Origin of the sequence: Streptomyces sp. Root1304, from assembly GCF_001426405.1 — a bacterium.
Taxonomy (GTDB): Bacteria; Actinomycetota; Actinomycetes; order Streptomycetales; family Streptomycetaceae; genus Streptomyces.
In genome coordinates this window covers 62725-87341 of record NZ_LMEP01000004.1, presented here as the reverse complement: position 1 = coordinate 87341, position 24617 = coordinate 62725, and the positions used below count along the sequence as shown (strand labels likewise).

Sequence of the window (24617 nt, the reverse complement as noted above, 5' to 3'; positions counted from 1 at the left end):
CGGCTACCCCGTCACCGGCTTGCCTTCCCTCTCCCCACCCATCCAGCGAAGAACGAGACGAAGAAGAGGTGGCGTCTTGCCCGATCTTACCGAGGCACCCGTCGGCACGACGAAGGAGAGAAAGGCCGTCCCCGTGAAGGGCCGCTGGCGCCAGCTGTCCCTGCTCGGCGGCACCATGATCGCCGAGAACACCGAGGCGAGTCTGATCAGCGGGCTGTTCCCGGTGATCCGCCACTCGCTCGGAGTCTCGCTCGGCGCCCTCGGCGTCCTGACCGCCGCAGGCCGGATCGCCGGCGTGTTCGCCGGCCCGTTCTGGGTGTGGGTCGCCCAGCGCTGGTCCCGCAAGGGCGTCCTCGTCCTGGCCACCGGCTTCTGGGGAGTGTGGGGCATAGCCGCCGGCTTCGCCCAGAACTTCACCCAGCTCCTCATCCTGATCACCATCCTCGCCGCCGGGTACGCCGCCTCCGGACCTCTCACCACGGAAATCCTCGGGGACCTCTTCGACAGCGAGTCCCGGGGCCGCGCCGTCGGCATGCTGTACGGCGTCATCAACCTCGCCGCCTCCCTCTTCGCCACCCTGAAGGGACAGCTCGCCGCGTTCGACGACGGCTGGCGCTGGGGCCTGTGGGGCATCGGCGCCGTCAACGTCCTGTGCGGCGTCGCCCTGTTGATCTGGATGCGCGACCCAGGCAGAGGCGCGTCCGAGCACCAGCTCGCCGGCCTCGACCGACGGACCCGCGAGGCCCACACCAAGGTCACCATGAAGCAGGTGACCGCGCTCTTCCGGATCCCGAGCCTGGTGGTCCTGCTCGTCTCCCGACTCCTGTCGGGGCAACTTCTCGCCGCGATGTTCGGTGTGATCTTCCTGGTGGACGTCTACGGATTCAGCACCCAGGTCGCCTCCGTCGTCCTCTTCCCCATGGGCATCGGTTTCTTCACCGGCACTGTGCTCGGCGGCTTCCTCGCCGACTGGGCCGTCCGCCGCAACCCGCGCCACGGCCTCGTGGTCATTCTCCAGACCGCTCAGTTCGCCTTCGCGACCGTGGCCTTCTTCGGTACCCAGCTCGACTGGGGCGGGATCGGCGTGTTCGCTGTCTTCTTCGCCCTCATGGGCCTCGTCCAGGGCGTCAACCCGGTGGTCAACCGGCCCATGATCATGGCCGTGACGCTTCCCGAACTCCGCGGCGCGGCCTTCGCCATCTACCTCAGCGTCTTCGAGGCCGTCGCCATCGCCGCGTTCAGCCTCGGAGCCGGCTTCCTCGGCGACGCCTTCGGACTGCGCGCGGTGTTCCTGTGGGTTCTCGTCGGACTCGTGCTCGTCAACGGCGCCTTCCTCACCTTGCTCTATCGCACCTACGCCACCGATGTGGCCCGCGTCCAGCAGGCACTCGAAAGCCGGCGGCAGGTGGCTCTCGGCGGATAGCCCGGGTCAGAGCGGACGCTCCCGTCCGCTTCCGGAGCGGGAGCTGCTTCCGGAGGTGACCGGAGTGGGAGCCGCGATACGTCCGACGGCCGCGCGTGGCGTGGTGGTATGGCAACGGTGCGGGCGATGAACGGGGTCGAGATCGCCTACGAACGGGTGGGGCAGGGACCGCCCCTGGTGTTCGTACACGGTGCGGGTCTCGACGGTCGCATGTGGCAGCCGCAGCTCGCGGGTCCGGCGGACGAGTTCACGGTGGTCGCCTGGGACGAGCCCGGCACGGGCCGTCCCTCGGACGTTCCCTCCGGTTTCGGCCTCGCGGACTACGCCCGGTGCCTCGCGGCGGTGATTGACGATCTGCGGCTCGGCCCCGTCCACGTCGCAGGTCTCTCCTGGGGCGGGACCGTCGTGCTCGAGCTCTTTCGCCTGCGCCCGGAGCTGGTCAGGACACTGGTCCTGGCCGACACCTACGCCGGCTGGAAGGGCTCGCTGCCGCCGGAGGAGGTACGGGCCCGCGTCGACGGCCTCGGGACGCAGCTCCTCGTCATGGCCGAGGCCGACCAGATGACCTGCTGCCCGAGATCGCGGTTCCCACCCTGCTCGTCTGGCGCGAGCTCGACGCGCGGTCGCCTCCGCACGTCGCCCACACCTTCCAGGAGGCGATTCCGGACGCCTCGCTCGTCGTGCTCCCTGGCACGGGCCATGTCAGCAACCTCGCGGAGCCGGAGCTCTTCAACCGGGCCGTCCGCGAGTTCTGGCGCGCACACGCCTGATCCGACGCCTCAGGAGGGCTCGGACCAGATGTCCATGGGGACGGTGCTCACGCTGCGGCCGGCCGGGTCGAGGATGCGGCCCATGCGCTTGACGAAGCGCATGGAGACCGCTTGGTCGAGCACCTTCAGCTGAGGCAGTGCGCCGGTGAGGCGGGCTTCGAGGCCCCGGATGTCGGGTAGAGAACGGAGCCAGACGCTGATGAGGAGATTCGCCGTGCCCCCGGCGAGGCCGATGCACGCCCGGATCTCAGGGACGGTGGCCAGGAGTCTGTTCAAGGCGTCGCGGTCCTCGATCTGGGCCTGGGCCCAGATCGTGGTGGAGATCGGCCAGCCGCACAGGGGCTGGGCGACCTCGCAGCGCAGTTCCAGGTCCTCGTTGGCGATGAGGAGGGCGAGCCGATTGCGTACGGTGGTGATCCCGACGCCCAGCTCCTCCGCGAGGTCCGTCAGCGAGGTGCGTCCGTCGGCCCCGAGGCGCACGATGAGGAGCCGGTCCCTCGCCGTGAGGGTCTGGGCCGTCGACGGCGACCGAGGTGGCCGCTCGGCGGTGATGTGGGCCCGCTGGCGGGGGTCGAGGGCACGCAGGCGCCAGTCGGTGGCGTGCGTGAAGACATGGGTGCCGAGCTGGGTGCGCGTGGCACTGATTCCCGGCAGCGATCCCAGGCGTTCGAGCAGGTAGCGGGAGAGGGACGCGAGCGTGGGCGTCGACACGGTGAGCAGCAGGTCCCGGCCCCCGCTGGTGTGATCCACGGTCAGGACGTGGGGCCACTGCGCGAGGGTGTTGGCGACGTCGAGCGTGCGGCCGGCCTGGCAGTCCACTTCGACGAAGGCCAGACAGCCCTGGGAGACCTGAGCGCGCCCGGGCTGTGCCGTGATCCACGCGACGCCCGTCCCGGTCAGCCGGGACCAGCGCCTGGCTACGGTGACGGGATCGAGGTCGAGTGCCCGTCCGATGCGCGACCAGGGGGCTCGGGGGTCGATCTGCAGCGTGTTGACCAGGCTGAGGTCGAGCTCGTCCAGGTGTGCATATTCCTGCAAACGATCAGGCATGGAAGAAAGATCCTGCGTTTTCGAGAGGTGTGAGTGTCAAGTATCCATCATCGCTGGCAACCGAGCGACAGCGAGGTGAACGTCAGTGAAAGGGGATACCGGTGTCGGTGCGCGAGGACGCACGGAGTGTGCAGGGTGATCTGGTCCGCCTGCGGCGGGCGCTGCATGCCGAGCCCGAACTGGGCCTGGATTTGCCACGTACACGGGACAAGGTCCTGGCCGCCCTGGACGGACTGCCGCTGGAGGTCACCACGGGGAACCGGCTGACCTCCGTCACCGCGGTGCTGCGGGGCGCCGGCCCCGGTCCCACGGTGCTCCTGCGCGCCGACATGGACGCGCTGCCCGTCAGCGAACGCGCGGATCTCTCGTACGCCTCCCGCTCCGAGGGGGTCATGCACGCCTGTGGTCACGACCTGCACACATCCATGCTTGCCGGTGCGGCCCAGCTTCTCTCCGCTCGCCGGGACGAGCTCGCAGGCGCCGTGGTCTTCATGTTCCAGCCCGGCGAGGAGGGCCAGGACGGGGCCGGCCACATGCTTGCCGAAGGGGTCCTGGACGCCTCCGGTGAGCGGCCGGTGGCCGCCTACGCCCTGCACGTGACCTCGGCGGGCCAGCCGAACGGGCTGTTCGCGACCCGCCGGGGCCCGGTCCTGGCGTCTTCCGACAGCCTTCGCGTGACCGTCCGCGGGGCCGGAGGTCACGGTTCGATGCCGCACCTGGCCAACGACCCCGTACCGGCGGCGTGCGAGATGGTCACCGCCCTGCAGACCTTCATCAGCCGGAGGTTCGACCCCTTCGACCCCGTGGTGCTGACCGTGGGCGCCTTCCACGCGGGCACGGCCGGCAACGTCATTCCCGACGAGGCCCGGTTCACGGCGACCGTACGGTCGTTCTCCGCTTCGTCGCACGGCCGGATCAAGGACGGCGCCGCGCAGGTGTGCCGGGGCATCGCGGCCGCCCACGGTCTCGACGTCGAGGTGGACTTCGCCGAGCTGTACCCCCTCACCGTCAACGACCCGGCCGAGGCCGAGTTCGTCGCCGACGTGGTGGCGGAGGTGCACGGAGAGGAGCGCTACGCGTGGGCGCCCCGGCCGGCCACCGGGTCGGAGGACTTCTCCCGGGTGCTGGACGAGATCCCCGGCGCGTTCGTGGTCCTGGGCGCCTGCCCGCCGGACCGGGACGTGCAGCGCGCCCCGTACAACCACTCACCCTTGGCCGTCTTCGACGACAGCGTGCTCGGTGACGGAGCCGCGCTCTACGCCGGACTCGCCCTGCGCCGCCTGGCGAAGGCGACACCCGCCCCCACCTCCTGACCGCACCGCCCGCAGCTCCGCCGGACGCAGCTCATCCAGGCTGCGTCCCGTCCCCCAGGAGAAAACCGTGCCTGACCACGCATCCCCATCCCCGGCCACCAGATCCGACGCACCAGAGGCCTCGACCACGAGCGCCACGACCAGGAGCACCCCCGCCCCGTCCCGGCTGCGCACTGTCATCGGCACCGGCGTCGGCAACGCCCTGGAGTGGTACGACTGGAACGTCTACGCGATCTTCACCCCCTTCTTCGCCTCGCAGTTCTTCCCCTCCGCCGATCCGACCTCGGCCCTGCTGAGCACCCTGGCGATCTTCGCCGTGGGCTTCCTCATGCGCCCCCTGGGCGGCCTGGTCTTCGGCCGGCTCAGCGACCGCAAGGGGCGGCGTGCGGCGATGGTCGGCTCCATCGCGCTGGCCGCCGCCGGAAGCCTGCTGATCGGCCTCGCACCGACCTACGCCACGATCGGCGTGGGCGCCTCGGCCCTGTTGGTGTTCGCGCGGCTCGTCCAGGGCCTGGCCCACGGCGGGGAGCTTCCCGCGGCCCAGACGTACGTGGCGGAGATGGCCCCCCGCGAACGGCGAGGGCTCTGGTCGAGCCTGATCTACATCTCCGGCACCTGCGGCATCATGGTCGCCACCGTGCTCGCAGCGGTCCTCTCCTCCTTCCTCAGCGAGGACCAGCTCCACGCGTGGGGCTGGCGCGTGCCCTTCGTCATCGGTGGACTTCTCGGCCTGTACGCGCTGATCATGCGGCTCCGCCTCGAGGAGACCGACGCGTTCGAGAAGCAGGCCGACACCCCGGACCACGAACCGCGCACGTCGGTGTGGCGCGGCTTCTGGGAGAACCGGGCGGCGTGCCTGCGCGTGATCGGCCTCACCCTGGGCGGCACGGTCGTCTACTACACCTGGGCCGTCTCCGCCCCGGCCCAGGCCATCTCGCTCAAGGGCATCGAGGCCTCCGCCGCGCTGTGGGCGGGCGTCCTCGCCAACCTGGTCTTCCTCGTGGCGCTGCCACTGTTCGGCGCCCTCTCCGACCGCGTGGGCCGCAAGCCCATCCTGTACGGCTCCTACATCGGCGGAGCCGTCCTGGCCTTCCCCCTGAACTGGTTCATCCAGGACCAGGCCTGGCAGCTGGCTGTGTCCATGACGACGGCCATGCTCTTCATGTCCGCCGGCGCGGCGATCACCCCCGCGGTGTTCGCGGAGATGTTCCCGACCCGGCTGCGCACGACCGGTGTGGGCTTCCCCTACGCGATCGCCGTGGCCGCCTGCGGCGGCAGTGCGCCGTATCTTCAGACCTGGCTGACCAGCAACGGGAACGGTGACCTCTTCCTCGGCTACACGGTGGTCCTGCTGCTCCTCGCCCTGGCCGTGGTGCACCGGATGCCGGAGACGAAGAACACCGACCTGACGTGACACCGAAGAACGCCGAGGACCGCGAGAACGGAGCCGTACCGTGCCGAGCCTGACCAGCAGAGCGATGCCGACCGTGGTGCGGCTCCGTGGGGCCAAGAAGGTGTTCAGCTCGGCGGAGGCCGTCCGGGAACAGGTCCTCGCCCGTTCCCTGCGGCCGACCGGGTACGCCCCACCGGCCGGACTGGAGCGCACGGTCGACCTCTCCGTACGCCGGGTGGCCGGATGGCCCGTCTACGAGGTCACACCTCGCGGCGCTCTCAGCCCCGGACGGCGGGCGATCTATCTGCACGGCGGCGCGTACATCAACGAGATAGCACCCCAGCACTGGAAGCTGATCGCCCACGTGGCCGCCGAGACGGACACCCGGATCACGGTGCCGATCTACCCCCTCGCTCCCCTGGCGACGGCATCCGAGGTGGTGCCGGCCGTCACCGACCTGGCCGCCGAGCTCCTCGACGACGCGGCCACCACGGCCCTCAGCCTCATCGGCGACTCCGCCGGCGGCGGGATGGCCCTCGCCGTCGCCGTCCACCTGCGGGACCGAGGACTTCCCTCTCCCGCCCGCACCGTCCTCATCTCCCCCTGGCTGGACATCAGCCTGACCGACCCACGCATCGCCCTGCTCGAAGACCGCGACCCCTGGCTCGCCGTCCTCGGTGCGCGCTACGCCGGCGACCTCTACCGCGGCGCACTCCCCATCGACCACCCGCACGTCAGCCCCCTCCTCGCCGACCTCACCGGGTTGAACCCGATCACGCTGTTCAGCGGGACCCGGGACATCGTCAACGCCGACGCCCGACGACTGGCCGCCCGCGCCACGGCCGCGGGCGTCGAGCTGGACTTCCACGAGGCGCCGGAGATGCTGCACGTCTACCCTCTCCTGCCGATCCCCGAAGGCAGAGCCGCCCGCGCCGCCCTCTGCACCGCCCTACGGAGCTGACGCTCCCTCAGCGGCTGCCCGGTCGCGGCACGAGGGGTTGACGCCAGCATTGGTCTATGCCAATTTCTCCTCGGCGCGTGATCAGCCTTCCCCCACACGGATGTTGAAGCAGCGGGCCTCACCCTCCGCACCGCGCCGCCTCCCCCTCCCCCCACCACCTCCCCGAGAGGAACTCCCATGCGCAACGGAACCAGCCGCCGAAAGACCGGCATGCGCACCGCGCTCGCCGCCGCCACCGCCGTGATCGGTCTCGGCGCCACCTCACTGACCGCCTCCCCGGCCGCTGCCGCGGAGGAGAGCGTCGCCGTCCTGTACCGGCAGGGCGGCGCGGGCAGCGACCAGGCGGCGCCCTGGTTCACCGTGGCCAACACCGGGACGACGAACATCCCGTTGAGCCAGGTCAAGCTGCGCTACTACTTCAAGGCCGACCCCGGTGCCTCGTACAGCTACGCGTGCGACTGGGCCGTCAGGGGCTGCACGCATCTGACGGGTACGTTCGGCAGGCCGGCCAACCCCACCGCCACGGCGGACCGGTACCTGGAGGTCGGGTTCACGGCGGGGGCCGGCTCCCTGGCGCCGGGCGCCGACACCGGGGACGTGCAGCTGCGCTTCCACCGCTCCGACTGGCAGCCGCTCGACCAGTCCGACGACTACTCGTTCGGACCCGCGCAGACCACGTACGGGAACTGGACCCAGGTCACCGCCACCATCGGCGGAGTCCAGGTCTGGGGCACCGCCCCCGCCGGCAAGGAAGCAACGCCGACCCCGACCCCGACGCCGACCGACCCGTCCCCCACGACTCCGGCCACTCCCCCGGCCGAACAGGGCGTCCTCTTCGACGACTTCGACTACACCGGCCACACCGACCCGGCGATCACAGCACACGGCTGGACCATCCGCTCCGGCGGTGGCGGCCCCGGTGTCGGCGACGCGACCTGGGCACCCGAGAACGTCACCTTCGCCAAAGACGGCACGAACTCCGTCATGACGCTGCGCACGTCGACCGCGGGCACCGGCACCTCGACCCGGCAGACCGAAGTGCACACCGCGGCACGGAAGTTCAAGAACGGCACCTACGCCGCCCGGGTCCACTTCACGGACACCCCGACCAGCGGCCCGGACGGCGACCACCTGGTCCAGAGCTTCTTCACCATCAACGACCTCACCGCACCGATGGCGGACGACTACGCCGAGTACGACTTCGAGTACCTCCCCAACGGCGGCTGGGGCGAGACCGCGAACGTCCTCTACACCACCTCCTGGGAGACCTTCCGGCCCGACCCCTGGGAGGCCGTCAACCAGCACACCGAGGCCCGCACGAGCCAGGCCGGCTGGCACGACCTCGTCCTGACCATCGACGACAGGGCACTCGTCTACTACATCGACGGCAAGGAGTTCGCCCGCCACGACGCCCGCTACCTGCCCGAGCGACCCATGTCGATCCACTTCAACCAGTGGCTGATCGACCTCGCCGGTCAAACCTCCACGACCACCCGCGCCTACGAGGAGCGGATCGACTACATGCTCCACGTGAAGGACGAGGTCCTCACCCCGGCCCAGGTGGCCGCGAAGGTCGCCGCGTACCGCTCGAACGAGACGGCCTTCGAGGACTCCGTTCCGGCCTCCTGAACGAACCGGCGGGAGCGGGGCCACGGCGACACCCACCCCGTCCCGGCCTGCCGTCCGAGTACAGCGACGAACGCCGGGGCCGAACGATGGATCGCGGTGTCAAGAAGATCTCAAGCTGGGCGGCCATTTTGTTTGCACCCACGTTGGTGGGAACAATCTACGGAATGAACTTCGACGCGATGCCGGAGCTGGACTGGGTGTTCGACTACCCGTTCGCGATCCTGCTGATGGCAGCGGTGTGCACGAGCCTGTACTTCATCTTCAAGAGGCGGGACTGGCTGTAGGGGACGAACCGGATACCTCGATCATCTTCGCAAACACGAACGCCCTGGCATGGTCGTTTCGAACCCCTGGGGAGAATCTGGGGAGAATGCGCCAAGCCGCAAGCGGGGAGCGAGCGAATGCCTCCCCCACCTGCGGTTCTGCTCCCCGCTTGCGGCTTGGCGGAAGTCGAGCCACTGCCGCAGCCGTCACCGAGAGTGATCATTTTCCAACCTCACGCTGATGCGTGGTGAAGGACGAGGACGGCCTTCACGACGTCGGTGATCCGGTTGGTGCTGCAGCGGAGCTTCCGCAGGAGCCGCCAGCCCTTGAGGGTGGCCATGGCCTGCTCGCCGAGGCAGCGGATCTTCGCGTGGCTGCTGTTGTGGCGGCGCTCCCATCTCTGCAGGTGGCGGCCCCGAAACGGTACCCGGACGCGTCTGCCGGCTCCCTGATACGCCTTGTCCGCCCAGCATTTGAGCCCCGACTCGGTGAGGGCTTCGATGATTCCATGCTGTCGGGCGGCGGTGAGGTCGTGGGTCGAGCCGGGCAGGGCGGGCGAGGCCCGGAGCAGCCGTCCGACCGGATCGGTCAGGACCTGCACGTTCATGCCGTGACGCTTGTGCTTCCCGGAGTAGTGGGGGGTGTAGGCGGCGATGCGGTCGATCGGCAACAGGGTGCCGTCGAGGATGACGAACGCCTTCTCCCAGATCGTCCGCATCGCCTCGCCAGGGAAGGGGCGAGGGTGGACAGGGCCTCGACGGCTTCCCGTATGGAGCGCGGGGTCTCACCTGCTCGAACGGAGTTGAGAGCTTGGGGAAGGTCGCGATCCCGATACCGAGCCCGGCGGCCAGTTGGGCATAGGTGTCACCGCACCGCAGGTGGGCCAGGGCGAGCAGGGCCTGGGGACTGCGAATCGTTCGGGTCTGTTCCGTAGTCGGCAGTGACGGAGAGTGTGGTCAGCCCAGGAGGATGCGGTGGCGGAGGAGGGGGAAGCCCGCGCGGCTGTACATCTGGCGCTCAATCAGCTTGGTTTTGTTGTTGACGCCTTCGGTGCCGCCGTTGTGGTGCGGCAGCGTGAGGGCGGCGTCGACTGCGGCGCGGTCCTTCTCGAGGCCCCCGGTGAAGGCCTGCAGGTGGGGCAGGTCCTCGGCCTGGGCCGCGGTGATCCGGGTGCTCAGCAGGGCGGCATTGCCGTCGGCGGGATCCAGCAGCGCTGCGAAGCGGTGGATGGGGTCGGCCAGAGCGGTCATCTCGTGGCAGGCGGCGCGGGCGGCCTCGATACGTTCCCGCCGATGGCCCTTGAGGCGGTCGGGGCGGGGGAGCAGGTAGCGGGCCAGGCGCCGGGGCGAGAGCGCGGGCCGGTCGGCCTCGACGCGGCCCTGGTTGATGTAGCGGACCAGGAGGTTCGAGCTGCCGATGCAGCCCAGATCCCTGATTTCCCGGAGGAGATGGGTGACGGGGACGGCCGGGTCCTCCAGCCGCCGTTGGCGCAGGTGATCGCGGTAGGGGTCCACCAGGGTGGGCCGGTACTCGGGGGCGCGGATGAGGCGCTCGGGCTCGGCAACACGGTCGTACCGCTTGACGGTGTTGAGAGCCAGGTTCAGGCGGCGCACGCACTCCAGCAGGCCCACTCCGCGCTCTCGCAGGTCGTGTACCTGCTGCCGGCGCTCACGGGTGGTGATGGCCTGGCAGCCCTCGGCCGGGGGCTGGCCCGCTTTCGCCCAGCAGATGTTGCGGGCGGCGACCCCTTTGCGGACGGCCTCGGCGAGGTTGTGCCACAGGTGCCAGCGGTCGCTGATCTGGACCGCGTCGGGCAGGGCTCGGCGGATCGCCTCGGCGTGGCCGATCCGTCCCGGCACACGGCCTCGATGCCCGGATGCCCGCGCAGCCAGGCTTCCAAGGTGGCGGCCTCGCGGCCGGGCAGTACCTCGATCCGCTGGCCGGTCTCGGCGTTGATGATGACCGTGGCGTAGCTGTGCCGGCGCCGCAGGGCGAAGTCGTCGACCCCGATCACCCCGACCGCGCCGGCATCAGCGCCACCAAGCGCACCGCGCTCAGCAACGGAGCCGACGCCCTCAACACCGTGATCCGCAACGAGGTGGCCCAGCACGGCGGGTTCGTCTACGAGGATGCCGCCGACCGCTTCACGGGCCACCAGCTGTGCGACGCGACCCCCTGGCTCCACGCCCTCAACTGGCCCATCGGGCAGTCCTTCCACCCCAACGCGGCCGGGCAGTCGAGCGCCTACCTGCCCGCTCTCCGGACCGCCGTCCCACCCGAGCCTCGCCGTCCCCTCATGCGGTGCGTTCGAGGAACGCGGTGAGGTGCTTCTCGTAGGTGTCGGGGTCGGCGTTCCAGGCGCCGGTGTGGCTCGCTCCCTCGACGTTCACGAGCGTGACCTCGTCCGGCCAGTCACGCGCGAAGGCGACGCTCGTGGAGTGGGGAACGACCCGGTCGTCCGTGCCGTGGAAGAGGAGCACGGGCTGCCGGGGCCCGCCGGCCCGCCGATTCGCGGACAGGGCGTCGACCGCGTCGAGGTCGGCTCCGGAGCGGAGCTCCACGAAGGCGGCGGTGATGCCGCCGACGGCAGGGGGCAGGCCGAGGCCGCTCGCGATGGTGCCGATGACGGCGCGGTAGTCGAGCGCGGGAGAGTCGAGGACGACGGACCGGACCGCGGTGGTGTCGGTGGCGCGGTCCAGGTAGGTCTCGACGATGCCGCCGCCCATCGAGAAGCCGTAGAGCACCACGTCGGCAGCACCTCGAGTGCGGGCGTATCGTACGGCGGCTTCCAGATCACGCCACTCGCTGTCGCCGAACTGTCGGTTCCCGCCGGCGTCGCGCGGGGCGCCGGGGTCGTTGCGGTAGGTGATGTCGAGAACGGGATAACCCTGGGCGTGGAGCTGGGGCAGGGTACGGAGTCCTGCGCCGCGGCCGGCTCCGAGGCCGTGGACCTGGATGACCCAGGTGCTCCTGGTGCCGGGGAGGAACCAGGCCGGCATCGGGCCGTTCTCGCTGGGGTAGGTGACGTCCTGGTAGTCGAGTCCCCGTGCCCGCTGCGGGTCGCTGGCCCACACGGTCACGGAGATCTTCGCTGCGGCGTCCGCGGCGGGTGGGGTCCCGTCGTGGGTGAGTTCGCGGGTCACCGTGCCGGCGTCGGCTCGGACGATCGGGCCGAGGATGCCCTGTCGGCGCTCGCCGGTGGATTGGTCCTTCCAGATCAGGCCGTAGACACCGGCCTGCCGGCTCTCGTCGGTGGCGGGCAGGGTCACCGTTCCCCTGCCCGCCGAGACGACGCGGGTGTTCAGCGGGGTGTCGTCGATCGGCTGTACGAACTTGCCCGTGACGATCCACAGCGAGCCCGCCCCCAGACCGGCGGCGAGCACGAGCACGCACGCGAGCCCGGTCAGCAGGCGCCGGCGCAGACGGGACCGGGGGGCGCCGGACGACGAGGCCGAGACGCGTGCCGTGTTCCTCGATCCGGTCACGCCAGGCGGCTCAGCGCCGCCGACACCAGGGTCTGGACACCTGGCACGAGCACGGAGAGGTCGGGGGCGAACAGGGGGCTGTGGTTGCCCGGTACGTTGCCGAACTTCTCCGCCAGGTCCGTGCCGGGGGCCGCCTCCCACACCTCGGCCGGAGTGGAGGTGACGTACCAGTAGTCGTACGGGACGCCGTCGGGTACGAGGAGGGAGAAGTCCTCGCTGCCCATGGCCGGTCCGAAGTCGAACACCGCCTCTGCCCCGCAGAGTTCGCGGTGCACAGCCGTGATCTGCCCGTCGAGGACGGCGTCGTTGACGGTGTTCGGGTAGCCGGGCCGTACCGTGACCTCGGGCGGCTCCGGGCAGCCGGCGGTCCGGCACTCGCCCGCGACGATTCGGCGTACGGCGCCCAGGACCCGGTCGCGTACGTGCGCGTCCTGGGTGCGCAGGTTCAGGGAGAGCCGGGCGTCGGCGGGGATGATGTTGTGCTTCGTGCCGGCGTGGAACTGGCCCACCGTCAGCACCACCGAGTGCGCAGCCGCGACCTCCCTCGACACCACCGTCTGCAGGCGGGTGACGATGTAGGCGGCCGTCACGACCGGGTCGATCGTCGACTCGGGACGTGAGCCGTGGCCGCCCACGCCGTGCACGACGACGTCGATGTCGTCGGAGGCCGACATGGTGAGGCCCGGGGTGTGCGGGTAGAACCCGGCGAGACCGGGCGTCACGTGCTGGCCGAGCAGCACGTCGGGGCGGGGAAAGCGGGTGTGCAGCCCACCGGCGACCATGGCCGCCGCGCCGCCGCCGGACTCCTCGGCGGGCTGCCCGATGACGACCAGCGTACCGGACCAGGTGTCGCGGGCGGCGGCCAGCGACTCGGCGGCGCCGGCGAGCCAGGTGACGTGCAGGTCGTGGCCGCAGGCGTGCATCAATCCGTCGACGGAGGAGGCGCACTCCAGGCCGGTGGCCTCCTGGACCGGCAGCGCGTCCATGTCGCACCGCAGCCAGACGACCGGGCCGTCGCCGTTGACGAGGACACCGACGACACCGGTGCCACCGACCCTTTCCGTCACGTCGTAGCCGGCCGCGCGCAGGCAGGCGGCGAGCTTCGCCGCGGTGCGGTGCTCCTGGAAGGCGAGCTCGGGATGGCGGTGCAGGTCGCGGTAGAAGTCCTCCAGTGCGGCGGGTTTCAGACCGGCGGTGATCTGCCGCGTGCTGTCGGCGACGGCGGTCGGCTCGTTCATGCTGCAGTCTCCTTCTTCTCGGGCGTCTTCTCGGGTATCGGCTTCTCCCCGAACGCCGGTACGCTCGCCAGCAGGCGGCGTGTGTAGGGGTGTCGCGGCGTGCGGTACACGTCCCGCACCGGCCCCTGCTCCACCAGCTCCCCCTGGCGCAGGACGGCGACCTCGTCGCTGACGTGGCGGACGACGGCCAGGTCGTGGGAGATGAAGACCATCGTCAGGGCCAGCGAACGCCGTAGTTCTTCCAGGAGGTTGAGCACCTCGGCCTGGACGGAGGCGTCGAGCGCCGAGGTGATCTCGTCGGCGATCACCACTTCGGGTTCCACGGCCAGGGCGCGGGCGACCGCGATGCGTTGGCGCTGACCGCCGGAGAACTCGTGCGGGTACCTGGCCGCGGCCGAGCCGTCCAGCGCGACGGTCTCCAGCCACCGCTCGACCGTCGCCGCGTGCTTCCTGGCGTCGGCCCGCACCGGGTCGACGGCCTCGGCGATGGCCTCACCGACCGTCATGCGCGGGTTGAGCGAGGCGTACGGGTCCTGGGAGACGAGCTGTATCCGGCGGCGTACCGCGACGAGCTCGCTCCCCTGGAGACCCGTGAGGTCTTCTCCACCGAGCGTGATGCGGCCGGTGCGGACCGGGTGGATGCCCACGATCGCCTTGGCGATCGTCGACTTGCCCGATCCGGACTCGCCGACCAGGCCGAGCGTCTGCCCTGCCCGGACCCCGGTGGACACACCGTGCAGCACCGTCCTGGCGCGCCGACCGTACCCGAAGGTGACGGTCAGGTTCTCGACGGCCAGCTGGTAGGGGGACGTGGTCATGCGGGCTGCACCTCCTGGCGTACGGCATGGCAGGCGACGGCGTCGGCCATCGGCGGGCGTTCGGTTCCGCAGAGGCCGTCGAGCACCACCGGGCAGCGATCGGCGAAGGCGCAGCCGGCCGGGCGGTCGGCGGGTGCCGGTGGGCGGCCCGGGATCGTCGCGAGCGGTGCGCGCTCCACGACGGTGTCCGTATCCGCGTCCATGCCCTGAAGACGTGGGCTCGCGGCCAGCAGGGCCTTGGTGTACGGATGCCTGGCGCGGCCCGCCCGCAGGTCGGCCGCGGACAGTTCCTCCACCACCCGGCCGGCGTACATCACCACGATCCGATGGCAGACCGTGCCGATCACGCCGATGTCGTGGGAGATGAAGAGCATGCTCGTGCCACGGGTGCTGTTGATGTCCTTCAGGAGGTCGAGCACCTCGGCCTGGACGGTCACGTCGAGGGCGGTGGTCGGTTCGTCGGCGACGATCAGCCGCGGACCGGGCAGGATCGCGGCGGCGATCATCGCGCGCTGCCGCATGCCACCTGACAGCTCGTGCGGGTACTGCTTCACGACCCGGGCCGGGTTCTCGATCCGCACCTGCTCCAGGGCCTCGACAGCACGCCCCCGCGCTTTCCCTCCGCGCACTCCCTGGTGCACGCGGAGCGTCTCGGTCAGCTGACCGCCCACCTTCAGGGCCGGGTTGAAGGAGGCCGAGGGGTCCTGGAAGACGATGCCGATCTCGGTGGCCAGGCGCCGGGGGTCGGCTTCGGAGCCGGTCAGGTCGAGGTCGTCCAGAGTCAGTTCCGCCGCGTGCGCGGACAGCCCCTCCGGCAGGATCCGGGCCACGCTCATCGCCGTCAGCGACTTTCCGGAGCCGGACTCTCCCACGAGGCCGAGGATCTCGCCGGGCATGACGTGGAAGGAGACGTCGTCGACGAGACGGGTACCGTCCGGCAGGGCGACGACGAGGTTGTCCACCGTCACCAGGGCGTCCGCGGGCGTCCGGTGGGATCTCGCGGCGACCTCGACGGCCGGCCTGGCCCTGGCTGTCGTACCGCCGGCACGGGGGTCGAGTGCCGTGGCGAGGCCGTCGCCGACGAAGCCCGCGAGGACGCCGGTGACGGTGATGGCGACCGCCGGGCCGATCGCCTCGGCGGGGTTGGTGTAGAGCGACTCCAGGCCGGAGTTGAGCAGCGCTCCCCAGTCGTAGTCCGGCGACTGCACGCCGACGCCCAGGAACGACAGGCCGGACAGCGCGACGAGTACGTTCGCGAAGGCCACCGAGACCAGCACGAGCAGCGGCCCGGAGATGTTGGGCAGCAGGTGGCGGGCGAGCAGACGGAAGGGCGGTACGCCCATCAGACGGGCCTGCGTCACGAAGTCGCGCTGGGCGACCGAGGCCGCCATGTTGGCGGTGAGTCGGGCGAAGGCGGGTGCGCCGCCCAGGCCGATCGCGAGGAGCGAGGCGGTGGGTCCGGTTCCGAGGACCGTGGCGATCACCAGGGCCAGGATGAGCGCCGGGTAGGAGATCATCACGTCGATCAGCCGCAGGCCGAGCTCGCGTACGCGTCGGCCGGAGACCCAGACGACGGTGCCGAGCAGGCTGCCCGCGACGGCGGCGAGCGCGGTCGCGGCGAGCGTCATCTCCAGGGTGAGGCGGGTGGCGACCAAGGTGCGGGCCAGTACGTCGCGGCCGAGGGCGTCGGTGCCGAGCCAGTGTGCGCCGGACGGGTGCGCGCGGGCGGAGCCGCCGAGCGCGGTCGCCCGTTCCTCCCACAGGAAGGGGGCGACGATGCCGAGGAGGGCGATCAGGCCGAGGCCCGTGAGGGCCACGACGAGCGGGGCGTTCCACCGTGCGCGTCGCATCAGTGGCCTCCCTTTCCGGCGAGGGTGCGCGGGTCGAGCAGCGCGAGGACGAGGTCGACGAGCAGGTTGAGCAGGGCGGCGAGCAGGCCGAGGACCAGGACACAGCCCTGGATCACGGGGTAGTCGCGGACGAGGAGCGCCTCGACGACGCGCTGGCCGATGCCCGGCCAGGCGAAGACGGACTCGACGACGACCGTGCCGCCGAGCAGGCCCGCGAGGATCAGCCCGCCGAGGGTGAGCGTGGCGGTCAGCAGATTGGGCAGGGCGTGCCGGGCGTACAGACGCAGCGGTGACAGGCGGCGGCCCCGCGCGGTGCGCATGTAGTCCTGGGCGAGGACGTGCGCGGCCTCGCTGCGCACGATGCGGGCCATGACGCAGGTCCCGGGCAGGACCAGCGCGGCGACGGGAAGCACCATCGAGGTCACCGTCTCGGCGCCCGCCGCCGGGAACCAGTCCAGTCCGATCGCGAAGCCGAGGACGAGGAGCGTCCCGATGATGTACTCGGGTGTGGCGCCGACCAGGCCGGTGAGGAAGGTGAACGCCCCGTCGGCGCGCCGGCTTCCGCGTGCGGCGACGGCGAGTCCGATCGGCACGGCGAGCAGCAGTACCGCCAGGACGGAGAGGAACGCGATCTCGGCGGTGAACGGCAGACGGCTGCCGATGATCTCGGCGACCGGTTCCTTCGTCTGGAAGGAGGTGCCCAGGTCGCCGCCGAGCAGACCGCTCGCATACGTACCGAACTGCGTCGACAACGGCTGGTCCAGGCCCAGCTCGTGGCGGGCCTGCTCCACGTCGGCGGGCGTCGCGTCGGCGCCCGCGACCACGTGCGCCGGGTCGCCGGGGATGAGCTGCACCATCAGGAACGTGCCGACGACGAGTGTGATCGCGACGGCGGCGAGCCCGACGAGTCGCCGGAGGAGGAAGCCGCCCCAGGGGCCGAGCGCCGTCGTGCGCCCCGCCCCCGCGGCCGCGCTGCCCGTCGGTGTCGTCGCCATCAGCCGGTGATCCGGAGCGTGGAGACGGTCAGGGATCCGGCCGGCATCGCGAAGGAGACGCCCTCGCGGGCGACGTAGTGCACGTTGACCGTGGCGAGCGGAATCACGTCGTCGGCCTTGAGCAGGGCCTCCTGCGCCTTCTGCCAGGCGGCGCACTTGGCGTTCCGATCGGTGGTGGAGGTGGCCGCGACGTAGTTCTCCGCGAACGCCGTGTTCTTCACCGCGCCGTAGTTCAGACCGCCCTCGGCCGGTTCGGGGCCCAGGAAGTAGGTGCCGCCGCGCGCGAGGAGCCCGCTGATCAGCGGGAAGACGGTGACGTCCCAGTCGCCCTGGTTGGCGGTGACGTCGGTGGCCCAGGTGGCGTTGTCGGCGTTGGTGAGCTTCACCTCGGCACCGGCGGTGCGCAGGGCCTCGGCGACGTAGGAATTGCCGGCACCGCCCGCGACCGCGTTGGACCCCTCCAGCTTGATCTTCACTCCTGCGAGGGTCTTCTTCGCGGCGGCCGGGTCGGTCGCGGTCAGCAGGGAGGTGTCGGTGGAGACGCAGGCGGACGTCTCGTCCACGTACGACGTCATGGGTCGGCCCGCGCCGCCGAAGACCTTGTTGAAGGCGGTGGCGCTGACCGCCTGCGCGACCGCGTTGCGGATCTTCGGGTCGGCGCCCGGGTGCCCGGGGCGCTGGTTGAAGGCGATGTAGTTCCGGATGAACGGCGCCGACCTGATCCCGTACCCGGCATCGCCGGTGAACCGCGTGACGTCGGTGCCGGTGAGGGGGGCCAGGTCCAGGGCGCCTGTCCGCAGCTGGTTGGCGAGGGTCGACTCGTTCCTCGCGATCTGGATCCGCAGGGTGTCGGCCGGTGTTCCCGCGGGCAGCGAGGCGAAGCGCGGATACGCGTCGAAGCCCTTGCGCAGCTTCAGTTCGTAGGAGGCGCCGCGCCGCGCCGTCGCCATCTCGTACGGGCCGGAAGCCGCGCCCTTGACGGCGCCCTGAGCGAGCGCGGCGGTGCCGGCGTCGAGACCGGCCCTGCAGATGATCCCGGCGCCGGTGCCGGAAAGGCCGCTGAGGACCTCGCCCCACGGGGTGGCGGTGGTGATGGAGACGGTGCGGGCCGCGTCGTCGCCCGTGATGGTCGTCTTCTCGCCCGCGTTCGCGGCGCCGAAGGTGAGGAGGGCTCCGGCCGAGGTCGTCCGGTAGCGCTGCAGGGAGGCGACGACCTGCGAGGCGGTTAGGGAGGAACCGTCGGAGCAGGTCAGGCCCTTCTTCAGGGTCAGGGTCGTCTTCGTCGGCGTGGACGTCCACGTCTCGGCCAGACCGGCGACGAACACGCCGCCGTCGTCCTGGCCGATCAACGGCTGGTACAGCAGCGACGTCATCACGTAGTCCGTGCCACCCGCGCCCCTCGCCGGGTCGAACGAGGTGACGTCGGAGGTGACACCGATCCTGACGGTGCCCCCGCTCTTGCCGCCGCTCGACGAAGGGACGCCGACGGAGCCGGTGGTGCAGGCGGAGGCCAGGAGGGACGTGGCGGCGACCGTGACGGCGCCGGAGAGGAATCGTGAACGGTGCATGGAGGACTCCCCGGGACGGAGGACTGAGGGCGGGGGCGGCGCTGCGGTGTGATGCGGCATACAGAACAGGCCACTTCCCGCACCAGCCCGAAATTGCAAGAATCCGCAGCCGGGAGGCGCTTACATGCATGGATCCGCAGCATCTGTCGGCCCGGCCGCGGCCGACGCCCCGTCCCGGGGAACGCTCGATGAACTCGATCTCGCGCTCGTCAACGCCCTGCAGATGGCGCCCCGCGCCCCCTGGGCGCAGTTGGCCCGCCCGCTCGGCGTGGACGCGGCGACGCTGTCGCGGCGCTGGGCTCGGCTGCGCGCCTCCGGTGAGGCGTGGATCACCTGCCACGCGGCTCCTTCCCAGGTCGCTCACGGAGCCCTCGCCCTGATCGAGGTGTCGTGCGTGCCCCGGGCCCGGGAAGCCCTGGCCGACCGGCTCGCGCGACACCCGCAGGCGACGAGCGTGGAACTGGTGGCCGGATCGTGCGACCTGCTCCTGACGGTGGCCACGGCGACCAAGTCGTCGATGACCGCGTACGTCCTCGCTCTCGGCCGCGACGAGGCGGTGACCGCCACCCGCACCCACCTGGTGCAGCAGCTGTACCAGGACGGAAGCGAGTGGCGCATGGACTCGCTCTCGCGCGATCAGCGGCGCGACCTGGCGGAGGCCGAGGACAGTGCCGGCCGCACCGCCGTCGCGGTCCTCGCACCCGAGGACCGCGCCCTGATGCTCGTCCTCGCCGAGGACGGCCGCCGCTCCGTCGCCTCGATCGCCGCCGAGCTGGACCGCCCCGAGTCGACGGTGCGGCGGCTTGTGCACTCCCTTCTGCACGGCGGCAGGGCGGTGCTGCGCTGCGACACCGCTCACCTGCACTCAGGCTGGGGGAGCTCGGCGACCGTCTGGATGTCCGTGCCGCCCGCGCAGCTCGCCACGGCGGGTGACGAGTTGAGCCGGTTGCGGAACACCCGTATGGCGGCGTCGGTGTCCTCCGAGGCCAACCTGCTGAGCGTCGTGTGGCTGCACGCCCTGGACGACCTCGCCCGCTACGAGGCCCAGGCCGCCGCCAGGATCACCTCCGTGCGCGTGCTCAATCGCGCGGTGAACCTGCGCTGGGTCAAGCGCATGGGGCGCCTGCTCGCCGACGACGGCCGCAGCACGGGCTTCGTTCCCATCGACCTGTGGGCCCCGGTCGCCTGAATCACCCCCGCCCGAGCGTGCTGCGGTTTCCCGCACAGCGCCCCTGGTCGTGGCGGATCCGTGCAATCCGCGGGGCGGACGGGACCGGTCCATGAGGCTGACACCACCGGCAGACGGCCAACCGGCCCGCCTCAGCCCATGACCGAGAGGGACGCCCATGTCCAGCCACACACCCGTCGGCGACGGCCTTGTCCACCTCAGCGCCACCGACGCCATCCGGCTCTTCACCCGCCGCGAGGTGTCCCCGGTCGAGCTGATGCGCGCGGTCGTCGAACGCGCCGAGAAGGTCGAACCGCGGATCAACGCCTTCAGCGAACGCCTCTTCGACGAGGCCCTGGAGCAGGCCCGGCACGCCGAGGACCGCTACCTCGGCAAGGACGGCCTGGCCCCCCGCCCGCTGGAGGGCATCCCGGTCGCGGCGAAGGAGAAGCACTCCATCCTGGGCCGCACCCTGACGGAGGGCTCCCTCGTCCACGAAGGCCGGATCGCCGCCGAGAACGCCCCCGTGATCGACCGCATCCTCGACGCCGGCGGCATCATCCACGCCCGCACCACCACCCCCGAGTTCTCCCTCTCCACCTACACCCACTCCCGCATGTGGGGCACCACCCGCAACCCGTGGAACCTCGACTTCACCCCCGGCGGCTCCTCCGGCGGCTCCGGCGCCGCCCTCGCCGCCGGGACGACCGTGCTCGCCTCCGCCTCCGACATCGGCGGCTCCACCCGCATCCCGGCCGCTTTCACCGGAACGGTCGGCTTCAAGGCGCCCTACGGCCGCAATCCCGGGCTCGGCGTGCTCACCGCCGACCACTACCGCGGTGACGGCCCGATGGCCCGCACGGTGGACGACACCCTCGCCTTCCAGAACGTCCTGGCCGGCCCCGACCCCCGCGACCACACCTCGATCCGCCCCAGGCTGACGCTGCCCACCGCGTACGAGGACGTCAGCGGCATGCGGATCGCCCTGTGCGTACGGCTGGGCGAGTACGACGTCCACCCGGAGGTCGAAGCCAACACCCGCGCCGCCGCCCAGGCCCTCGCCGACGCCGGCGCGCACGTGGAGGAGATCACCCTCCCCTGGACCCATGCCGACCTGCTCACCTCGCTCGCCGGCCACTTCTCGACCATCTTCGGCGCCCTCGTCATCGAGGCCGCCGAGACCCATCGCGAGCTGCTGAGCCCGTACGCGGTCGCCTTCGCCGACACCATGACGTACGCCCGCACCCAGGTGAGCTACCTCGACTCGCTGCGCGCCGAGCACCGGCTGCAACGTGAACTCGCCACCGCCATGGCCGGATTCGACGTGCTGCTCTGCCCCACCACCGCCATCCCCGGCTGGCACGCGGGCGACGACCTCGCGGGCGAGAAGGTCGTGGTGCACGGCGAGGAGGTGGCCGACACGCTGTGGTGCGCCATGACCAGCCCTTTCAACATCAACAACCGCTGCCCCGTCCTCAACGTCCCCTCCGGCATGTCGAGCTGGGGAATCCCCACCGGCCTCCAGATCGTCGGCCACCCCTACGACGACCCGGCCGTCTTCCGCGTCGGCAAGGCCCTGGAGATCCTCCGCCCCTGGTCGTACGCACAGATCGAGGACCGACTGTCGTAGCCCCGCCTCCTCACCTCACCACCCACATCATCGCCCGTCGGCCGTCAGGAGACATGTCGTGCCCCTCGACCCGCACATCGCCGCCCTGCTGCGGGCGCTCGCGGACCTCGAAGCCCCGGAGAGTCCGAAGACCGATGAGCAGGCGGTGGCGCAGGCCCGGTCCCGCCTGCGCACGCTGACCGTCGACCAGCGCGACCCGGCCACAGTGCGTGAGGTCGCTTCCGTGACATCCACCGTTCTGGCCGGCTACCTCCCCGCCCGCGTGTACCGCCCCGACGCGGTGGCCCCGCTGCCCACGGTGGTGTACCTGCACGGAGGCGGCTGGGTGGCCGGCGGCCTCGACACCCATGACGCTCACGCCCGCACCCTGTGCGACGACCTGCGGGCCGTGGTGGTGAGCGTCGACTACCGGCTCGCCCCCGAGCACCGTTTCCCCGCGGCGGTCGACGACGCGTACACCGCCCTCACCTGGGTCGCGCAGCACTTGGACGACTTCGGCGGAGACGCCTCCCGGCTCGTGATCGGCGGGGACAGCGCCGGAGCGACCCTCTCCGCGGTATGCGCGCAGCAGGCCCACGCCGACGGACTGCCCCTGGCCGCGCACCTGCTGGTCTACCCCAGCACCGACATCACGGGCACGTACCCGTCGCGGACGGAGAACGCCGAGGGCTATTCCCTCACCACCGCGCAACTCCACTGGTTCGTCGAGCAGTACCTCGGGCTCTCCCGCTCGGACCCGGCCGCCGTGCGGCTCGGGACCGACCCGCGCTTCGCCCCCCTACGGGCGGAGCGGCTGTCCGGTCTCGCGCCGGCGGTGGTCGCCACAGCGGAGTTCGACCCGCTGCGCGACGAGGGAAACCGGTACGCCGATGCCCTGCGCGACGCCGGAGTACGTGTCGAGCACCGGGAGTTCGACGGGCTCATCCACGGCTTCTACGGCATGGACCACCTCAGCCCGGCCGCCGGCGAAGCGACGGCATGGATCAACACCGCTCTCAAGCGTCTGATCGGCTGAGCCCGAACCGGATCCCGCTTCACCTCCACCAGCCCACCCTCGGAAGGCAGTTCCCGTGAGCGTCCCTCAACCCGATCCGCTCTGGCCGACGTACGACCAGCCGGGCGACCTGAAGACCATCGAGTCCCTCGCGCTGGAGGACCGCGGCCTGCCGGGTTCCGCCTACGACGTCCTGGCCCGCGCCGCCGCGCTGTGGCCCGACCGGCCGGCTCTCACCGCGCTGCCCAGCGCGGAGCAGTGGACACGCGGCGAGACCGTGGGCTTCGCCCAACTGCGCGACCAGGTACACCGCATCGCGAACCTGTTCCACCAGCACGATGTCCGCCGCACCACCGCCGTGGGCCTGCTGACCCCCAATACCGGCCTGCTGCCCGCCACGCTCCTGGCCGCCCAGCTCGCGGGCATCGCCGCACCGGTCAACCCCTCCCTCGCCGCCGAGCACGCCGAACGCCTGCTGAGGCTGGGCGGGGCCAGGATCCTGGTCGCGGCCGGACCCGAACTCGACCCCGGTGCATGGCGGACTGCCCGCACCGTGGCGGCATCGCTCCGCTGCTCGGCACTCTTCGCGCTGCGCCCCGTCGGCGCATCCGATCCCGCGCCCGCGCTGGAGCCGATCGAGGGGGTCGAAGTCGCCCATCTGCACCTCGCGGCCGCCGCCCAGCCGACGGAACTCCGTCCCGGGTTGGTGCCCCCGAAAGCCGGTGACCTGGCCGCGTACTTCCACACCGGCGGCACCACCGGCGCCCCCAAGCTCGCCGCGCACACCCACGCCAACGAGGTGACCGATGCCTGGATGATCGCGGCCAACAGCCTGCTGGACCCCGATTCCGTACTCTTCGCCGGGCTGCCGCTGTTCCACGTCAACGCCCTGGTCGTCACCCTGCTCGCACCGCTGCTGCGCGGTCAGCACAGCGTGTGGGCCGGCCCTCTCGGTTACCGCGAGCCGGCGCTGTTCAAGGTCATCTGGAAGATCGTCGAGCACTTCCGGATCGCCACCATGTCCGCCGTTCCGACCGTCTACGCCGGACTCGCCCGGGTACCGCTCGACGCGGACATCACCTCGCTGCGCTTCGCGATCGTCGGGGCGTCCCCTCTGCCGCCGGCGGTACGCGCGGCGTTCGAGGACCACACCGGCGTACCCCTGTGCCAGGGGTACGGACTGACCGAGGCCACCTGCGGCAGCGCCCGAAGCTTCCTGCGCGAACACCAGCGCCCCGAGGCGGCGGGCCAGCGCATGCCCTACCAGCAGGTGAAGACGGTACGGATCGGCAGCGACGGCCAGTGGCACGACCTCCCGCAGGGTCAGCCCGGCATCCTCGCCATCAGCGGCCCCACCGTCTTCCCCGGCTACGTCGTCGGCCACGACGCCGACGGACCGCGCACGGACACCCTCGGCACCGTGCGCGACGGCTGGCTCGACACCGGTGACCTCGCACGCGTGGACGCCGATGGCTTCATCCACCTGCTCGGCCGCGCGAAGGACCTGATCATCCGCGGCGGCCACAACATCGACCCCGCCGTCATCGAGGACGCACTCCTCGCCCACCCGGCCGTCACCGGCGCGAGCGCCGTCGGCCGCCCCGACCCGCACTCCGGCGAAGTCCCCGTCGCCTACGTCACCCTGGCCCCGGGCGAGACCGACACCGGCGCCGACGAACTGATCGCGTTCGCCGCACGGCACGTACCCGAGCGAGCCGCGGCCCCCAAGGACGTCATCGTCCTGGCGGCGCTGCCCCTGACCGACATCGGCAAGCCCTCCAAGGTACCCCTGCACCTCGATGCCACCCGGCGTGCCTTCTCCAGTGCTCTGGCCTCCATCGGCATCGCCTGCTCCGACCGGCAGATCCGATGCGACCTGACCGACGGCCGCCCGGTGGTGTCCCTGCCGCCGGTCTCCGACCCCGGTCTACGCCGCCGGATCACCGCCCAGCTCGCCCCGTACGGCGTGGACTGGGCGTTCACCGACCCCGGAAGTCACTGAGACCGGCCTGCCGCATCCGGTGGCAGCCTGCGGCACCGTGCCGCCTTCCCTCCAATCACCTCCCCG

Annotated in this window: 19 protein-coding genes and 3 pseudogenes; 13 read left to right on the top strand and 9 right to left on the bottom strand. The window is 71.3% G+C overall.

The window, feature by feature from the left end; translation table 11 throughout:
* Nucleotides 1–76: 76 nt before the first annotated feature.
* From ASD33_RS33980 to ASD33_RS36910, 3 genes and pseudogenes are all read left to right on the top strand, one after another.
* Nucleotides 77–1423: an MFS transporter gene (locus tag ASD33_RS33980; protein WP_157870012.1), complete on the top strand. Its 1347-nt coding sequence runs from the start codon at nucleotides 77–79 to the stop codon at nucleotides 1421–1423.
* 108 nt (nucleotides 1424–1531) lie between these two features.
* Nucleotides 1532–1903 (top strand): annotated as a pseudogene (locus ASD33_RS36150) (alpha/beta hydrolase); the annotation flags it as partial.
* Complete coding sequence (locus ASD33_RS36910; RefSeq protein WP_347232265.1) at nucleotides 1813–2193, top strand: alpha/beta hydrolase; 381 nt, start codon at nucleotides 1813–1815, stop codon at nucleotides 2191–2193. The pseudogene ASD33_RS36150 and the gene ASD33_RS36910, both read left to right, overlap by 91 nt.
* 9 nt (nucleotides 2194–2202) lie before the next feature.
* On the opposite strand, the gene ASD33_RS08250 is transcribed toward ASD33_RS36910, so the two are convergent.
* A complete protein-coding gene (locus ASD33_RS08250) occupies nucleotides 2203–3243 on the bottom strand; it encodes an Lrp/AsnC family transcriptional regulator (protein ID WP_056555807.1) in 1041 nt (346 codons plus the stop codon).
* Nucleotides 3244–3344: 101 nt separating this feature from the next.
* Here ASD33_RS08250 and ASD33_RS08245 point away from each other — a divergent pair, with 101 nt between their 5' ends.
* The 5 genes from ASD33_RS08245 (at nucleotide 3345) to ASD33_RS36905 (ending at nucleotide 8823) form a co-directional block, all read left to right on the top strand.
* Complete coding sequence (locus tag ASD33_RS08245) at nucleotides 3345–4556, top strand: M20 family metallopeptidase (protein WP_056555805.1); 1212 nt, start codon at nucleotides 3345–3347, stop codon at nucleotides 4554–4556.
* A 67-nt stretch (nucleotides 4557–4623) separates the two neighbouring features.
* Complete coding sequence (locus ASD33_RS08240; protein WP_079044646.1) at nucleotides 4624–5970, top strand: MFS transporter; 1347 nt, start codon at nucleotides 4624–4626, stop codon at nucleotides 5968–5970.
* Nucleotides 5971–6010: 40 nt separating this feature from the next.
* Complete coding sequence (locus ASD33_RS08235) at nucleotides 6011–6910, top strand: alpha/beta hydrolase (RefSeq protein WP_056555802.1); 900 nt, start codon at nucleotides 6011–6013, stop codon at nucleotides 6908–6910.
* A gap of 177 nt (nucleotides 6911–7087) precedes the next feature.
* Entirely contained in the window at nucleotides 7088–8539 is a 1452-nt protein-coding gene (locus tag ASD33_RS08230) for a cellulose binding domain-containing protein (RefSeq protein ID WP_056555799.1), read from the top strand.
* Nucleotides 8536–8823, top strand: coding sequence for a CorA family divalent cation transporter (locus tag ASD33_RS36905; RefSeq protein WP_347232264.1), 288 nt, complete (start codon nucleotides 8536–8538; stop codon nucleotides 8821–8823). The genes ASD33_RS08230 and ASD33_RS36905 overlap by 4 nt, the downstream gene beginning before the upstream one ends.
* Before the next feature lie 212 nt (nucleotides 8824–9035).
* Here the strand turns inward: ASD33_RS36905 and ASD33_RS08220 are convergent.
* Together ASD33_RS08220 and ASD33_RS36140 are read right to left on the bottom strand one after the other, a co-directional pair.
* Nucleotides 9036–9705 (bottom strand): annotated as a pseudogene (locus tag ASD33_RS08220) (transposase family protein); the annotation flags it as partial.
* 54 nt (nucleotides 9706–9759) lie between these two features.
* A pseudogene (locus tag ASD33_RS36140) lies at nucleotides 9760–10817 on the bottom strand (ISL3 family transposase); the annotation flags it as partial.
* On the opposite strand from ASD33_RS36140, the gene ASD33_RS35425 reads away from it, so the two are divergent.
* Complete coding sequence (locus ASD33_RS35425) at nucleotides 10779–11126, top strand: hypothetical protein (protein ID WP_063991911.1); 348 nt, start codon at nucleotides 10779–10781, stop codon at nucleotides 11124–11126. The pseudogene ASD33_RS36140 and the gene ASD33_RS35425 overlap by 39 nt on opposite strands.
* Here the strand turns inward: ASD33_RS35425 and ASD33_RS08205 are convergent.
* From ASD33_RS08205 to ASD33_RS08180, 6 genes are read right to left on the bottom strand one after another with little or no spacing between them, the layout of a single operon-like run.
* Nucleotides 11098–12288 carry an alpha/beta hydrolase gene (locus ASD33_RS08205; protein WP_056555791.1) on the bottom strand — a complete coding sequence of 397 codons (1191 nt, stop codon included), beginning with the start codon at nucleotides 12286–12288 and terminating at the stop codon, nucleotides 11098–11100. The two genes, ASD33_RS35425 and ASD33_RS08205, sit on opposite strands and share 29 nt — an antisense overlap.
* Complete coding sequence (locus ASD33_RS08200; RefSeq protein ID WP_056555788.1) at nucleotides 12285–13526, bottom strand: amidohydrolase; 1242 nt, start codon at nucleotides 13524–13526, stop codon at nucleotides 12285–12287. Before ASD33_RS08200 ends, ASD33_RS08205 begins: the two co-directional genes overlap by 4 nt.
* Nucleotides 13523–14344: an ATP-binding cassette domain-containing protein gene (locus ASD33_RS08195; protein ID WP_056555785.1), complete on the bottom strand. Its 822-nt coding sequence runs from the start codon at nucleotides 14342–14344 to the stop codon at nucleotides 13523–13525. The genes ASD33_RS08200 and ASD33_RS08195 overlap by 4 nt, the downstream gene beginning before the upstream one ends.
* Nucleotides 14341–16194, bottom strand: coding sequence for a dipeptide/oligopeptide/nickel ABC transporter permease/ATP-binding protein (locus ASD33_RS08190; protein ID WP_056555784.1), 1854 nt, complete (start codon nucleotides 16192–16194; stop codon nucleotides 14341–14343). The genes ASD33_RS08195 and ASD33_RS08190 overlap by 4 nt, the downstream gene beginning before the upstream one ends.
* Entirely contained in the window at nucleotides 16194–17189 is a 996-nt protein-coding gene (locus ASD33_RS08185; RefSeq protein ID WP_056555781.1) for an ABC transporter permease, read from the bottom strand. The genes ASD33_RS08190 and ASD33_RS08185 overlap by 1 nt, the downstream gene beginning before the upstream one ends.
* A complete protein-coding gene (locus tag ASD33_RS08180; protein ID WP_056555778.1) occupies nucleotides 17189–18757 on the bottom strand; it encodes an ABC transporter substrate-binding protein in 1569 nt (522 codons plus the stop codon). Before ASD33_RS08180 ends, ASD33_RS08185 begins: the two co-directional genes overlap by 1 nt.
* Nucleotides 18758–18881: 124 nt before the next feature.
* Here ASD33_RS08180 and ASD33_RS08175 point away from each other — a divergent pair, with 124 nt between their 5' ends.
* The 4 genes from ASD33_RS08175 to ASD33_RS08160 all read left to right on the top strand — a co-directional run bounded on the left by ASD33_RS08175 (nucleotide 18882) and on the right by ASD33_RS08160 (nucleotide 24551).
* Nucleotides 18882–19946 carry an AsnC family transcriptional regulator gene (locus ASD33_RS08175; RefSeq protein ID WP_056555775.1) on the top strand — a complete coding sequence of 355 codons (1065 nt, stop codon included), beginning with the start codon at nucleotides 18882–18884 and terminating at the stop codon, nucleotides 19944–19946.
* A 157-nt stretch (nucleotides 19947–20103) separates the two neighbouring features.
* Nucleotides 20104–21555, top strand: a complete 1452-nt coding sequence (locus tag ASD33_RS08170; RefSeq protein WP_056555772.1) for an amidase — start codon at nucleotides 20104–20106, stop codon at nucleotides 21553–21555.
* Between the two features lie 58 nt (nucleotides 21556–21613).
* Entirely contained in the window at nucleotides 21614–22570 is a 957-nt protein-coding gene (locus tag ASD33_RS08165; RefSeq protein ID WP_056555770.1) for an alpha/beta hydrolase, read from the top strand.
* Nucleotides 22571–22625: 55 nt separating this feature from the next.
* Nucleotides 22626–24551: an acyl-CoA synthetase gene (locus tag ASD33_RS08160; RefSeq protein WP_056555767.1), complete on the top strand. Its 1926-nt coding sequence runs from the start codon at nucleotides 22626–22628 to the stop codon at nucleotides 24549–24551.
* Nucleotides 24552–24617: the final 66 nt, after the last annotated feature.